13 protein-coding genes are annotated in these 13743 nt (G+C 53.4%); 10 read left to right on the forward strand and 3 right to left on the reverse strand.

Features of this window, described 5'->3' with window-relative positions:
• Positions 1 to 57: 57 nt before the first annotated feature.
• From FYJ63_RS02460 to FYJ63_RS02470, 3 genes are all read left to right on the forward strand, one after another.
• Entirely contained in the window at positions 58 to 885 is an 828-nt protein-coding gene (locus tag FYJ63_RS02460; protein WP_154543447.1) for an ABC transporter permease, read from the forward strand.
• Positions 882 to 1652: an ABC transporter ATP-binding protein gene (locus FYJ63_RS02465; protein WP_229769877.1), complete on the forward strand. Its 771-nt coding sequence runs from the start codon at positions 882 to 884 to the stop codon at positions 1650 to 1652. Before FYJ63_RS02460 ends, FYJ63_RS02465 begins: the two co-directional genes overlap by 4 nt.
• Before the next feature lie 130 nt (positions 1653 to 1782).
• Complete coding sequence (locus FYJ63_RS02470; protein WP_154543451.1) at positions 1783 to 2790, forward strand: aliphatic sulfonate ABC transporter substrate-binding protein; 1008 nt, start codon at positions 1783 to 1785, stop codon at positions 2788 to 2790.
• 416 nt (positions 2791 to 3206) lie between these two features.
• Here FYJ63_RS02470 and FYJ63_RS02475 read toward each other — a convergent pair whose 3' ends face one another.
• The gene (locus tag FYJ63_RS02475; RefSeq protein WP_154543556.1) at positions 3207 to 4442 is read right to left on the reverse strand and encodes an anaerobic sulfatase maturase; all 1236 of its coding nucleotides are present in this window, start codon (positions 4440 to 4442) and stop codon (positions 3207 to 3209) included.
• Positions 4443 to 4768: 326 nt separating this feature from the next.
• Between FYJ63_RS02475 and rpsF the strand changes: the two genes are divergently transcribed.
• The 4 genes from rpsF to rplI all read left to right on the forward strand — a co-directional run bounded on the left by rpsF (position 4769) and on the right by rplI (position 6585).
• The gene (gene rpsF / locus FYJ63_RS02480; RefSeq protein WP_154543453.1) at positions 4769 to 5056 is read left to right on the forward strand and encodes a 30S ribosomal protein S6; all 288 of its coding nucleotides are present in this window, start codon (positions 4769 to 4771) and stop codon (positions 5054 to 5056) included.
• Positions 5057 to 5151: 95 nt separating this feature from the next.
• A complete protein-coding gene (locus tag FYJ63_RS02485; protein ID WP_154543455.1) occupies positions 5152 to 5781 on the forward strand; it encodes a single-stranded DNA-binding protein in 630 nt (209 codons plus the stop codon).
• Positions 5782 to 5847: 66 nt separating this feature from the next.
• Complete coding sequence (rpsR, locus tag FYJ63_RS02490; protein ID WP_154543457.1) at positions 5848 to 6093, forward strand: 30S ribosomal protein S18; 246 nt, start codon at positions 5848 to 5850, stop codon at positions 6091 to 6093.
• Positions 6094 to 6111: 18 nt separating this feature from the next.
• Positions 6112 to 6585: a 50S ribosomal protein L9 gene (gene rplI, locus FYJ63_RS02495; RefSeq protein WP_154543459.1), complete on the forward strand. Its 474-nt coding sequence runs from the start codon at positions 6112 to 6114 to the stop codon at positions 6583 to 6585.
• A gap of 94 nt (positions 6586 to 6679) precedes the next feature.
• Here the strand turns inward: rplI and dnaB are convergent, their stop codons facing one another.
• On the reverse strand, positions 6680 to 8059 hold the full coding sequence (dnaB, locus tag FYJ63_RS02500; protein WP_154543461.1) for a replicative DNA helicase: 1380 nt from the start codon (positions 8057 to 8059) through the stop codon (positions 6680 to 6682).
• Between the two features lie 659 nt (positions 8060 to 8718).
• Between dnaB and FYJ63_RS02505 the strand changes: the two genes are divergently transcribed.
• Positions 8719 to 10401, forward strand: coding sequence for an SLC13 family permease (locus FYJ63_RS02505; protein WP_154543463.1), 1683 nt, complete (start codon positions 8719 to 8721; stop codon positions 10399 to 10401).
• A 51-nt stretch (positions 10402 to 10452) separates the two neighbouring features.
• On the opposite strand, the gene FYJ63_RS02510 is transcribed toward FYJ63_RS02505, so the two are convergent.
• Positions 10453 to 11652, reverse strand: a complete 1200-nt coding sequence (locus tag FYJ63_RS02510) for a DUF418 domain-containing protein (RefSeq protein WP_338106792.1) — start codon at positions 11650 to 11652, stop codon at positions 10453 to 10455.
• A 154-nt stretch (positions 11653 to 11806) separates the two neighbouring features.
• On the opposite strand from FYJ63_RS02510, the gene FYJ63_RS02515 reads away from it, so the two are divergent.
• Together FYJ63_RS02515 and porA are read left to right on the forward strand one after the other, a co-directional pair.
• Positions 11807 to 12373 carry a 2-oxoacid:acceptor oxidoreductase family protein gene (locus FYJ63_RS02515; protein WP_154543465.1) on the forward strand — a complete coding sequence of 189 codons (567 nt, stop codon included), beginning with the start codon at positions 11807 to 11809 and terminating at the stop codon, positions 12371 to 12373.
• A gap of 11 nt (positions 12374 to 12384) precedes the next feature.
• The gene (gene porA / locus FYJ63_RS02520) at positions 12385 to 13743 is read left to right on the forward strand and encodes a pyruvate ferredoxin oxidoreductase (RefSeq protein WP_154543467.1); all 1359 of its coding nucleotides are present in this window, start codon (positions 12385 to 12387) and stop codon (positions 13741 to 13743) included.

Below are 13743 nucleotides of genomic sequence, written 5' to 3' on the forward strand. Positions count from 1 at the left end.
TTTCACATTTTTGATACAAAGGAGTTTCGATGAAAGCAAAAAACGGGAGGTTCGATCATGTCTATTAACGTAGTCGAACCGGATCCTTCTACAGCAGTTGGTAAGCGTAAAACACCTTTTAAAAACGAGGCAGAGGTTAAGAAAAAGCGCTTAAATATGGCACTCAACGTGACTACCATATTTCTGGGAATTGCCACGTGGTGGGTAGTGTCGATGTTTGTTAAAAATCTTCCCACCCCCGTGGAGACGGTACAGGCGGCAATAAAGTACGCACAAAAAGGGATTATGGGTGAGGATATAATTGCTTCTCTCCGTCGCGTATTTACGGGTTTCCTTCTCGGTACTGCTCTGGCGATTCCTGTAGGTTTTTTGATGGGCTGGTACAGCTGGGCGCGAGGTCTACTCGAGCCGTGGGTGCAATTCTTCCGTACTGTCCCGCCCCTCGCTATTATCCCGCTAGCTATTGTGCTTATGGGCATTGGCGAGACACCAAAAATCTTTGTTATTTTTTTGGCGGCATTCCTTTCCTGCGTGATTTCAACTTTCCAGGGTGTTGTGCAGGTGGATAAGACACTTATAAACGCGGCGCGAGTCTTAGGCGCTAAAGACAGCACGATTTTTGCAAAAGTAGTAGTTCCAGCCTCCACACCATTTATTCTCGTAGGTATGCGTATTGGCTTGGGTTCTGCTTGGGCTACAGTGGTGGCGGCTGAACTTATCGCGGCACAGCAAGGTTTAGGTTATCGGATGCAGCAATCCCAGATTTACTACGATATCCCTACGATTTTTGTGGGCATTGTCATTATCGGCACCTTCGGTTTAATCATGGATCGCATGGTGCTCTGGATTGAGAACAAATTGACAGGATGGCAGGAACGTCGATGAGTAAAATCGAAGTAAGAGACGTAAGCAAAGTATTCTCTCTTGGAAAAGAAGAATTCGTCGCTTTGGGTGGAGTGAATCTCACAATTGAGGAAAATGAATTCGTAACGGTCGTAGGGCCCTCAGGTTGCGGTAAATCTACGCTGCTAAACATTCTGGCCGGTTTGGAAGAACCAACCCAAGGCACAGCAACTGTGGATGGCAAGATCGTGAATGGTCCATCTCCTGAGCGTGGGGTGATTTTTCAACAGTATGCGCTTTTCCCGTGGCTTACAGTTCGTCAAAACGTGGAATTTGGACTGAAAAATTCCGGTGTCTCAAAGGCAGAGCGACGTGAGAAAGCCCAACATTTCATCGATATGGTAGAGCTCACCCAATTCGCCGATTCTCTGCCTAAGACACTGTCTGGTGGTATGAAACAGCGTTGCGCTATCGCTCGTGCCTATGCGATGAACCCGTCCATTTTATTGATGGATGAACCGTTCGGGGCTCTGGATGCCCTTACTCGGGTTCGTATGCAAGAGCATTTGCTCAACACGTGGGAGCAAGAGAAGCGAACCGTTATGTTCATCACTCACGACGTAGACGAAGCTGCTTTCTTGGCTAATCGAGTCGTGGTAATGGCTGCGCGCCCCGGGCGCATTCACCGCTTGATTGATGTTAATCTGCCGTACCCACGTACGGAAGAAGTGCGCCTCAGTCCAGAATTTGCTGAGCTGCGTAACGAGATTTGGTATGAGGTGTATCACCAAGATGGAGTACAGCACTAAGTACCAAAATGAGGAAGATTACGATTCCTCTACATACAAGGATCTGTTAGCGAGTTTTTGATGCAAACAGCATGTGTGTAATCAAAACAAATGGATAACCAGGATGAATAACCCTAGAAATGGAGAACCAATGAACACTATCAAGAAAACCCTCGCAGGGCTACTCAGCGTCGGCCTCGCGATTACAGCACTTAGTGCCTGCTCCAAAAACGAGGCGGCTACGCAGACGCCTAAAGAGCAAGGCCAGGAAGTACTAGACGTGAAATTTGGCTATATTGCAGACTATAACGGAGCTTCACTGGCCGCTATTATTGCAGACCAAGGCCTCTGGGAAAAGAACGGTCTTAACGTTGAGGCAATTCCGTTCACAAATGGTCCGCTGCAGATCCAGGCACTTGGAACCGGCGATCTCGACTATGGCTACATCGGTAACGGTGCTATGTGGCTCCCGGCATCTGGTCAGGCATCCGTGATTATGATTAACGCTGTGGGCGAAGCAGATCGCGTGATTGCTCAGCCAGGAATCAACTCGATTAAAGACCTCAAAGGCAAAAAAGTAGCTATTCCTGAGGGCACTTCAGGGGACACCATCGTCCAGCGTGCACTCCAGGAAGCGGGTATGAGCATGGATGATATCGAAAAAGTGGCCATGGATGCCTCCACAGTGGTTTCTGCTTTTGCCTCTGGTCAGGTAGATGCTGCTGGTATCTGGTATCCACTTGTGGACACCATCAAAGCGCAAGTACCAGAACTTGTAGAGCTTGCTAAGAACACTGATTTCCCAGATCTCATTGCTCCCAGCGCGTTTGTAGCTGGGGTAGATCCAGATAAAGAGAAGACCACACGGGTTCTGAAAGCTCTGCGTGAAGCAAACGACTGGCGTGCAGACAATATGGATGAGGCAGTGAAAATTACGGCCAAGTTCACTGGTGTGGATGCTGATTCCATGAAGAACGACGCCATTCATGCCAAATACTACAGTTCCGCCGATCTCGATAAGATGACTGAGGACGGTACTATCGAGGGATGGCTGCAGAGTATGAATGATGCCAATGTTGCTTCCGGTAAAATTGAAGGCGATCCTGTTCCTCCTTCAAAGTTCTACCACGGTGAAGCTTTCGTGGCTGCTGGTAAGTAGACAAGAATACGACGCTCAATTTATCTAACCGATCAGCATTCCGAGTTTTTCGGTTGTTTAGGTAAATAAGCCGCACCGTTTAGGCGCCCGATGTTGATATCCAGCATCGGGCGCCGTGCTTTGTCCAGCGGAATGTGGAGTGTTCTGGACTTTCAGTTTTAGGTGTGTTAGGTGTTGCCGGTTAATGGTTTGCTTGTGGGTGGGGGTGAAGATGTTTGGTAGACACTCTCAAGGACAAAGTATCTGCTGGGTTGTTTAGGTTCTCGCGTCTAGATTACCGGTGTGTTGAAGGAGGTGGAGGTGGTCGTTAGCCTTAGGGATGTGCGTGTCTGTGTGAATGGTTGTGGGGGTTTGTTAAGGGCTGCCGCGGTTGGGGGGTGTCGGCTTGGATCGGAACAAAATGTGGACCTGACAATTTATCGCCTAGAATCTAGTTTCTTTTCGTTCATCACGTCTTTCGCTTCACGACCCTGTTGGATAAGCTGAACCATCTGTGCAATTCCTGGGGTTATATGGCTGAAAAAATCATAGTAGCCCGCGCAGAGGTAGTTCTGGCCGTATTCTCCATCTGGGCTTTTTGCAAAACGATCTTTGGGGCATCCCCCAAAACAGGCCCATCTCACTGGGCATTGCTGACAGTGTTTCGTAAGTTTCGATTTGGCCTGTCCGAATTGGAGCTGAAATGGGCTGAAAGCTATGGCTGCGAGCGGATCGGTCGCCACGTTTCCCAATAAATACCCTGGTTCCACATAGTGGTCGCATGAGTAGACGTCGCCGTTATGTTCTACGGCTAGAGCCTGGCCGCAGGTGGGAGAATGCACGCATAACGAATGTACGCCAAAAGCATTGGATAAGGCCGTATCGAAATGTTGAACAAAAACAGTACCAACGTCTGTTTTGAACCATTCGTCCCAGATTGCGCTGAGGAAAGCACCGAAAGCCTTAGGTTCTACGCTTCGTGAGGTGACGGCATTACCCGCTTGGCGATAGAGAAGTCGCTTCTTATTATCTGTTTTCCAACCTTGTTCTGCAATTTTTAAATACTTGCGTGAAACCCTCTCGACAATCGGGATAAATTGAATGTACCTTGCGTTGAGCGTGTCGCGGAAATAACGGTAAACCTCAAGTGGATGATTTTGATTCGCTGCGTGAACCGTGCAGAGGATATTAATCTCAACCCCGGCTTTTTGGAGTTTACGGTAACCTCCTACCACCTGTGAATGAGTGCCACGACCGGCCTTGTTCACCCGGTAGGTATCGTGAATTGCTTCTGGGCCGTCGATGGAGACTCCCACTAAAAAACCTTCTGTGGCAAGAAAATCTGCCCAAGACTCGTCTATGAGTGTGGCGTTTGTCTGAATCGTGTGAAATAAATGCTGACCTGGACGGGCAAGTTCCTTGGCGATAGCCACCGCTTGCTTAAAAAAATCTAGACCACGTAGTGTTGGTTCTCCACCTTGCCAGGCTATTGTCACGTCTCCATCTGGCTGTGAATCAAGATATCCCTTAAGAAATAATCTGAGTGTTTGTTCGCTCATTCGTTGGCGCTCATCGTAGAGCGATTCCTTTGAGAGAAAAAAGCAGTAGGTGCAATCTAAATTGCACAAAGCTCCCGTAGGCTTGGCAAGGATTGAAAATGGTTTCGACCGCATTGTTTCATCATACACGCGGCATAACACGCTCACTCGTTTGGATCAACCTTGCACCTGCGTGTTTTTACTTCCAGATTATGCTACGGAGTGGCTCCAGCCCATTCATCTACTAGGACTCATTGCGGTGACTAAGTATATGGATACTACTACGAACCTGGTGAAGAATCGAGAATACAAGGAACAGATACGAATTAGCCTAACAGAGCCAAAACCGTTAGACTTGGATAGTTTGTCTAGTGGGATGCCTGCTTTGGCATCTCTTCGCAAGGACAAGCCCACTCCTGTTACGGAAGGACCGTAACCGCAAAAGACCAAAGGAGAAAACATTGCGAAAGTACGAAATGATGGTGATCATCGACCCCGAGGTTGATGAACGCACCGTGGAACCTTCGATGAGCGCCCTGTTTGGACAGGTAAACGACCTCGGAGGGAAAGTTGAGAAACTCGATGTGTGGGGCAAGCGCCGCCTGGCCTACCCCATCATGAAGAAGACTGACGGAATTTACGTAGTCGTTGACCTCGAAACTACTCCGGAGGTTGCCAAGGAGCTCGACCGTCAATTGACGCTAAACGAGTCCATTTTGCGGACCAAGTTGCTGCGCCGAGACGCCTGAAAGCAAGTTAGCGAAATTTTCGTTTAGAGCCTCGGTTTATGCTGGAAGTAATCCTGGCTGGATGAATAATTTTGCTGAGTTAGTAAGGAGTAATAATGGCTGGCGATACGATTATCACGATTGTCGGAAACCTCACGGCGGATCCGGAAGTGCGCTGGATTGGCGACGGGACTGCGGTGGCATCTTTCACGATTGCCTCGACCCCGCGAACCTTTGATCGCGCGACCAATAGCTGGAAAGACGGAGAAGCGATGTTTCTGCGCTGCTCCGCGTGGCGAGAAATGGGCGAAAACATTGCGGAATCCTTGAAAAAAGGGATGCGTGTGGTGGCTCAGGGACGCCTGCAACAGCGCTCTTGGGAAACCCAACAGGGCGAGCGTCGCACCGTGATTGAAATGACTGTGGACGAGATTGGGCCCTCGCTGAAATATGCGACCGCTCAGGTCACCCGGAATCAACGCCGCGACAACTACGGCGGAGGCGACTTCGGTGGCAATGGCGGCGGATACTCAGGTCAAGGCGGCCAGGGCTATGGCAATAGCTTCGGCGGCCAGGGTGGTGCCGGTAGTCAAGGTAGCCACGGCTCTCAGGGTGGCGGACAGCGCCCTCAGGCCAACTATGGTCAGCCCGCCGGAGGTGGCGCCGATGATCCGTGGGGGGCACCTGCCGGCTACGGAACAGATGCTGCCCCGCAGTCGAACTTCGAAGACGATCCGCCGTTCTAAACCGGAACGACACACACATTCAAGAAACTTTTGGCCACCAGGCCACACTATTACCAAGGAGAAAACATGGGTAACAAAGCCAGGAATTCCAAACCCATTAGCCGGAAGAAATTCGCTCCGGTAAAGGCACACAAGGTCGGACCGATCGATTGGAAGGACACCGCGCTTTTGCGGAAGTTCATCTCCGATCGCGGCAAGATTCGCGCTCGTCGCGTCACCGGCGTCACCACGCAGGAACAGCGTCAAATCGCGAAGGCCGTCAAGAACGCCCGCGAGATGGCCCTGCTCCCCTACTCGAGCTCGGCTCGCTAAACCGAAGGGAGAAAGCTAATGACTCAGAACACGAAAGTTATTCTCACTCACGAAGTAGCGAAGCTCGGTCTTGCCGGAGACGTGGTGGAGGTGCGTCCGGGTTACGCCCGAAACTTCCTCCTTCCGCGCCGTCTTGCGATGCCGTGGACCAAGGGCTCCCAGAAAGAAATCGACCGTTTGAAGGCCTCTGTGGCGAAGCAGCAGATTTCTTCCATGGAGATCGCCCAGGCAGTCAAGGAAAAGCTTGCCGAAGGGGATCCGGTTTTGATCGATGCCAAGGCCGGTGAGAACGGCCGCTTGTTCGGTGCGATTACGACCGCGCAGATTGCTGAAGCGGTGAAGGAACAAAAGGACGCCGAAATCGACAAGCGCAAGATTGCGATTGAAAAGCCGATTAAGTCCGTGGGAACCTACCAGTTGACGGTGCGGCTCTTTGAGAAGTTGACCGCTCCGCTCGAGGTGACGGTGCGCGCGGAAAAAGCGAACGCCTAAGATTCTAGTTTCAGGAATTCGTAGTTTTTGGGGTTGAGCTTCGGCTCAACCCCAAAAACGTTTAAGGTTTCGCTTCGGGCCGCCCGGTTATATTTCAATAATCTTCGGGAGGTGGCGGGGCGTCCTCCGGAGAGACACGCGCGGCGCTGACGAACCGAGAGAGGTGTCCTTGGAACATGAGGTGAATCGTGCCGGTGCGCCCGTTACGGTGTTTGGCAACATGCAAATCGGCCTCGCCGGGGCGATCATCGGGGTTATAGGACTCGGGGCGGTGCAGCAGCAAAACCATATCCGCGTCCTGCTCCAAAGACCCGGATTCACGCAGGTCACTCATCATCGGCTTCTTGTCGGTACGAGACTCTGGCCCGCGGTTCAACTGGGCCACGGCAATAATCGGAATCTCGAGTTCCTTCGCTAGGAGTTTCAAAGAGCGCGAAATCTCGGAAACCTCTTGTTGACGCGACTCGGAGCGCCGATGCCCCTGCATCAGCTGCAAATAATCGACCACGGCAATCGAGAGATTGTGGTTATATTTCAGCCGCCGACACTTCGCGCGAATATCGGGCATCGTGAGGTTCGGCGAATCGTCGATGAAGAGCGGCTTTTCAAACATCCGGTTGGTGGCCCGCGCAATATTTTCCCAATAGGTCTTTGACTGGGGGCCATCCTCCTTGGGGACCCCCGCATTAATCACCGACAACGGCACGTTCGCCTCGGCGGAAATCAGGCGCTTGATGATCTCCTCGTAAGACATTTCCAAAGAGAATATCGCGGCCGTCTTGTTGTCGTGAATCGCGGCGTACCGGCAAATATCGAGGGCAAACGTGGACTTACCCATGCCGGGGCGCGCGGCGACAATAATCATCTGGCCGGGGTGGAGCCCCTGGGTTTCCTTGTCGAAGTCAGCAAAACCGGTCCGGACCGTTCCGGGATCTTCGTCGGTATTGCTAATCTCCTCGGTCACCATCGGCAAGAGGTCTTGCAGGATTTTATAGTCCTCCGAGGTGCGTTTTTCGCTGACCCGATCGAGTTCCATATGAGCCGTATTGATGAGGTCATCAGTGTCGCCGGCATCAATGGCGTAACCGAGCTGGGTGATCCGCGTGCCGGCCTCCACGAGCCCGCGCAAAGTCGCCTGGTCGCGCACGATTTCAGCGTAATAGGTGACATTCGCGGCGGTGGGGACGGTGTGGACCAGGGTGTGGAGATATTCCAGACCCCCGATCTTGGATAGTTCCCCGCGTTTTTCCAAAGCCGCACCGACCGTGATGGCATCTACTGCGTCGCCCGAAGAATAGAGATCCATGATGATGTTGAAGATAATCTCGTGGTTCGGGTTGTAGAAGTCGCTCGGTAAGAGGAGTCGGTAGACGTCAGCAATGGCGTTCTTCGAAAGCATCATCGAGCCGATAACGGACTGCTCCGCCAGGATGTTGTTGGGTGGAATCCGATCTAAAACGGGTGCCTCGCTCAATTGTCGTTTCCTTTCCCTTCTTCCGCTCAAAAATAGCGGGGTTTCAGCGCGGAAGCAAACCTTAAACCGTGCAAAACTGGTGGAAAAGCCCCGAATTCCTGTGGATAGGCGGTGGATTCAATTGGGGATTATTTACATGGATTTACAGTTGGCTTTCATCTTCGATGAAAAACCCCAAATAGCGCGCGGAAAATCCCCACAAGTTATCCACAGGGGATGTGAATTAAAAAATCTCGAAGAAAAATCGGAAACCTTCAACCACGAATTCAGGGTTAATTTCCCCAAATGGCTCGGACCTGCTAATTCATGCCAATACACGAAGCCTTAGCACACTTCAAGGTTGAAAATCAAGCGAACGAACGAGAAATTTTCTGCCGCCACCAAAATCTTATCCACAGGTTTTCCACAGGCTATTGGCCCCACAGGAAAGGCTTCTGTCTTAAACCTTACAATTTTTAACAAAATGTAAAATTTCGAAACGCGCCAAAGGCACCGAGAAAACCGCGAAATCCCGCGGAAATAACGAAACAATACTGGGACAATCCTGGGAAAAATCCGTCAAATCCGCCCCGGCCTGTTTTTTATGCTCGAATTTTCGAGTAATATCTTAACCGTCGTGTCCCAAACTGGGCAAAGGTGACAAAGAAAGGCACGCAAGTATGAGTGTGAAAGAAGTACCTCCCGTTGATCCGAAGGCTGTGGATCAATCCGAGGGCGAAAAGAAAATCTCGAAAGTCCGCTTAGCAGGTCTTTTCGGTGGCGTTATCCTGGGGGTTTTGGTTTACTTCCTGCTACCGCGAGATGCTGTTGACATCATCACGAATTCGGTTGGTGCCGACACGATTGCGGAAAAAGAAATGAATGTCGGTGCGGTCTATATCGTGGCCGGTATCGCGGTCATGATGGCGATTTGGTGGATGACTGAGGCTATCTCGCTGGCAGCGACGGCCATGGTTCCGCTGGTGCTGTTCCCCTTGCTCGGGGTAAATGACTATGCCGGCGCCGCGGGATCCTACGCTTCAGATACGATTTACCTGTTCATGGGCGGGTTCATCCTCGCAATCGCCATGCAGCGCTGGAACCTGGATCGTCGCATCGCGCTCGGCATCGTTCGTATCGTTGGCGTGAAGCCGAAGCGCCTCATTCTCGGCTTCATGATTGCGACCGGCTTCCTCTCCATGTGGGTTTCCAACACCGCCACCGCGGTCATGATGCTCCCCATCGGCTTGTCGGTGGTGCAGTTGTTCCAGTCAGCAAAGGAGCAAAATGGCCTGGACGTGGAGGCCGCTTACGGTGGGTCCGTCCACGGCGGTGTTCTCGGCGGTTTGGTGAACCGTGATGAAGACGCTGCTAGCGAAACCGCTGAAAAGCAGGGCATCAAGCGTTCGAACTTCGCTGTTGGCCTGATGCTGGCGATTGCTTACGCCGCCTCCATCGGTTCTCTCGCGACCCCGATTGGTACCCCGCCGAACACCCTGTTGAAGGCCTACATGGCTGACACCTTGCACTATGAAATCAACTTCGGCCTGTGGTTCTTGATGGGCTTCCCGATGGTGGTGGTCTTCACCCTGTTCTCATGGTGGATTCTGACCTCCGTCATGTTCAAGCCGGAAATGGAGGAGATTCCTGGTGGAAAGGAACTCATCAATCAGGAATACAAGAAGCTCGGCAAGATGAGTGCCGGAGAAGGTCTCGTGACCCTGCTCTTCGTCGCCGCCGTGTTCTGCTGGATTTTTGTCCCCTTCATTGTTGGGCAAGACAATGTTCCCCCGAAGTTCGACTCCATCGTTGCTATGACTGCCGCAGTCTTGCTGTTCATCATCCCGGGTAAGAAGAACGGCGAACGCCTCGTGACCTGGAATGAAGCCAAGACAATTCCGTGGGATATTCTTATCCTCTTCGGTGGCGGCCTGTCGCTCTCGAAGCAGTTCGAGCACACCGGCCTGTCCTACTACATCGGTGAGCAGGTCAAGGGTCTCGCCGGCGCTCCGATCGTTTTGATTGTTCTCGCCGTGGCCGCGCTCGTGTTGGCGCTGACCGAGTTGACCTCCAACACCGCTACCGCGGCAGCCTTCCTTCCGATTATCGGTGGTGTGGCCATGGGTATCGGTCTCGAAGGCCCGAACGTCATGATTCTGACGATCCCGGCCGCCTTGGCAGCGACCTGCGCGTTCATGCTACCAGTCGCGACCCCGCCGAACGCTATCGCCTACGGTTCGGGTTACCTGAAGATTACCGACATGATTAAGGGTGGTTTCATTATCGCCCTGGTCGGTTTGGTCCTGATTACGATTACCGTGTTTGCGCTGGCAGTGCCGATTTTCGGCTTGGCGTTGCCGTAATCGGTTAACTAAAGCGAGTTTTGGGTCGGTCGCAAGACCGGCCCAAAACTTTTAAGGCGCGCTGGGGGTTGAAATCCGGTGAAACAATGCCTCCAAAGGTCCGCGGCGAAACCGCAGCCGCCAGAGACTCGCGAGCGTGAGAAAAACCGCAATCATCAGGACATATGACGGAAACAGCCCGATTGGCCCGAAAAACTTCCAGGTGAAGATGTGCCACACGATGTGTAGCGAGTAGGCCGTCAGCGCCATGGAACCCAGCGCGGCCACTGGAGACAGCGCCCGATAGAGCCCAGACGGAGCCAGCAACATCACCGACACCAAGGCCACGCTCCACCCGAGGTTCGCCACCGCCTCCAGAGTCGAGTCGGTGTGGGGTGCGATATAGAGGTAGGCGTTATACCAAAACTGCCAGTGGGCGGGGGTCAACAAGTTCAAGTCCGGATATTCGACAGCGCCGGTTTCCGGTGAAGCCGGAACGAGATAAACGGAGTTATAGGCTTCCATTCCGAGCCACGCCAGCGAAGGCCTCCCGAGTCGCCACGAATCGAGGAGAGTTCCTGCCGACAGCGCGACGCCCGCTGCCACCGCACCCCACTTGGCGCACCGGCGCGCCAGTTCGCGGCGTCGCCCCCAACCCAAGCGCCAGAGAACTAGTCCCACTAAAACATAGGTGAGATAGACCGGGAAATAGTAGTCAGTTATCCCCAAGGCCAAGGTAACCAGGTAGGGAAGAGGTACGTATTTCAGGTAGTGGAACAGGGGAACTAAAACGAGAAGATTGCACGTTCCGATCCAGAGAAGCGTCCGGGTTCGCAGGCTCAGGAGCGGGATGACCGCGAGAAACCAGATGCCGTAGTTGTCGAGAATCAGCAAGATGCGTTCATTAAAAAGCGCGAGAGTGGCGGCGATTCCGATGAGATAGACAGCTCTGAGCGCTGTTTTCCGGCGCAGCGCTGTGAGCGAAAGCGTGGGGTCATCCGAGGAAGAGGATCGGTAGAGCGAATCCCTGATAATCCCCAGCGAGACGCCGGCTAGGAGCGCGAAGAGCGAAGCGGAGCGACCGTGGGTAAGACCCACGAGAAAACCGAGGGGAGGTTCGGGCATTTCATTGGTTGGTGTGACCCACATATGGGCGGTGAACATCCCGAGAATGGCTAGGCCGCGGGCAAGGTCGAAGGCCACAATGCGGGTGGTGTCCTGGCGGGTTTTCGGGTTTGTGAGACCGAGAAGGCGATTGAAAGAATCAGTCACCCTCAGAGTGTAGCGTAGGGGAGTGGGGGATAAAACAACATCGGCTTTGTAAATATCGCCTGGGGACGGCAACAAAATTGCCAAAAAATAGCAACAAATAGGCGAAATTAATGAAAAACTGAAATTTTTCACCGCATTGTTCTAGGCTCAAAATATGGTTGAAATTCGAGTACACGGTCGCGGCGGGCAGGGTGTGGTTACCGCCGCTGACCTCATGGCTTATGCTGCCTTTGCTGACGGCCACCACGCCCAGTCCTTCCCCTCCTTCGGCTCCGAGCGCACCGGCGCGCCGGTCGTGAGCTACTGCCGTATCGAAGACAAGGAAATTCGCTCTCGCGAGCCCATCTTGGAACCCGATGTGGTTATCGTCCAAGACCCGACTTTGCTTGCGATCATGGATCCCTTCTCGGGCCTGAAATCGGACGGATACGCTTTGGTGAATTCCCAAAAGTCTCCCTCCGAACTCGGGCTTGATGAACTGCTGAACCGGCTCCCCAAAGGGCATTTCATGTCGATGCCGGCCACAGATATCGCCATGGAGAAGCTGGGGCGACCCATGCCTAACGCGGTGATGCTCGGAGGGCTAGCTGCCTTGACGGGAATCATCAAGTTGGAGTCGGTGGAAAACGCGATTCGCGACAAGTTCAAGGGCAAGGTTGGGGATTCCAATGTGGAGGCCGCCGCGACCGCCTATGAATACGTGAAAGAACAGAAAGCTTAGAAGGAAAGAAAATGCTGAAACAAATTGAGGGCTCGCAGGCTATTGCCCGAGCCGTCGCGGCCTGCCGTCCCAAGGTGGTCGCCGCCTATCCCATTAGCCCCCAAACCCACATTGTCGAGGCGCTTTCTGCGCTCGTAAAATCGGGGAAACTCGAACACTGCGAATACGTCAATGTGGAAAGCGAGTTCTCGGCGATGAGCGCCTGTATCGGCGCCTCCGCAGTGGGAGCGCGCGCCTACACCGCGACCGCCTCCCAGGGCCTGCTCTACATGGTCGAAGCCATCTACAACGCGTCCGGCCTGGGTCTCCCGATTGTTATGACCGTCGCGAACCGCGCGATTGGTGCGCCGATCAATATCTGGAACGACCACACCGACTCCATGAGCCAACGCGACTCCGGCTGGCTCCAGCTTTTTGCGGAAAACAACCAGGAGGCCGCTGACCTCCACGTTCAGGCCTTCCGCATTGCCGAGGAGCTGAGCCTTCCCGTGATGGTCTGTATGGATGGTTTCATCTTGACCCACGCGGTGGAGCAGGTTGACCTCCCCGAACAGGAGAAAGTCGATCAGTTCCTCCCGCCCTATGAGCCGCGTCAGGTTCTCGATCCGCAGGATCCGATTTCGATTGGTGCCATGGTCGGCCCGGAGGCCTTTACGGAAGTCCGCTACCTCGCCCACCACAAGCAGATGGAGGCCCTCGAGCTCATCCCGAAGGTGCAGCAAGAGTTCAAAGACATTTTTGGACGCGACTCCGGCGGTTTGGTTCACCCCTACAAGTGCGAGGACGCCGAGACCATTATTGTCGCGCTCGGTTCGGTTATCGGAACCATCAAGGACGTCGTTGATGAACGCCGCGAAAAGGGCGAAAAGATTGGCGTCTTGGGGATTTGTTCCTTCCGTCCCTTCCCGACCCAGGCGGTACACGAAGTCTTGAAGAACGCTAAGGTAACGGTGTCTTTCGAGAAGGCCTTTTCGGTCGGCATCGGCGGAATTGTGTCCTCCCATTTGCGCGCGGCCATGCGCGGAACCCCGTTTACCTGCTACGAGGTCATCGGCGGTCTGGGCGGACGCAACATCACCAAGCAGTCACTGAACTCCATGCTCGACAAGGTGGCCGACGGCACCATTGATGACCTCACCTTCCTCGACCTCGACATGGACCTCGTGAACGCGGAACTCGAACGCGAGAAATCAACCCGTCGTTCCGGATCTACTGCCGAAAACGTCATGCGCCACGCGGTCGAGCGTACCAACGCCAACGTGGCCGCCCAGGGCGAGAAACCGCAAGCCGACAAGGTCGGTATTGCCCGCGTCGCCTCGCCGTCCATTAAAGACGACGCCATCAATATTTTGCCCGAGGGAAGGAACTAA

The sequence above is a fragment of the Mobiluncus porci genome, from assembly GCF_009695935.1.
Lineage (GTDB): Bacteria > Actinomycetota > Actinomycetes > Actinomycetales > Actinomycetaceae > Mobiluncus > Mobiluncus porci.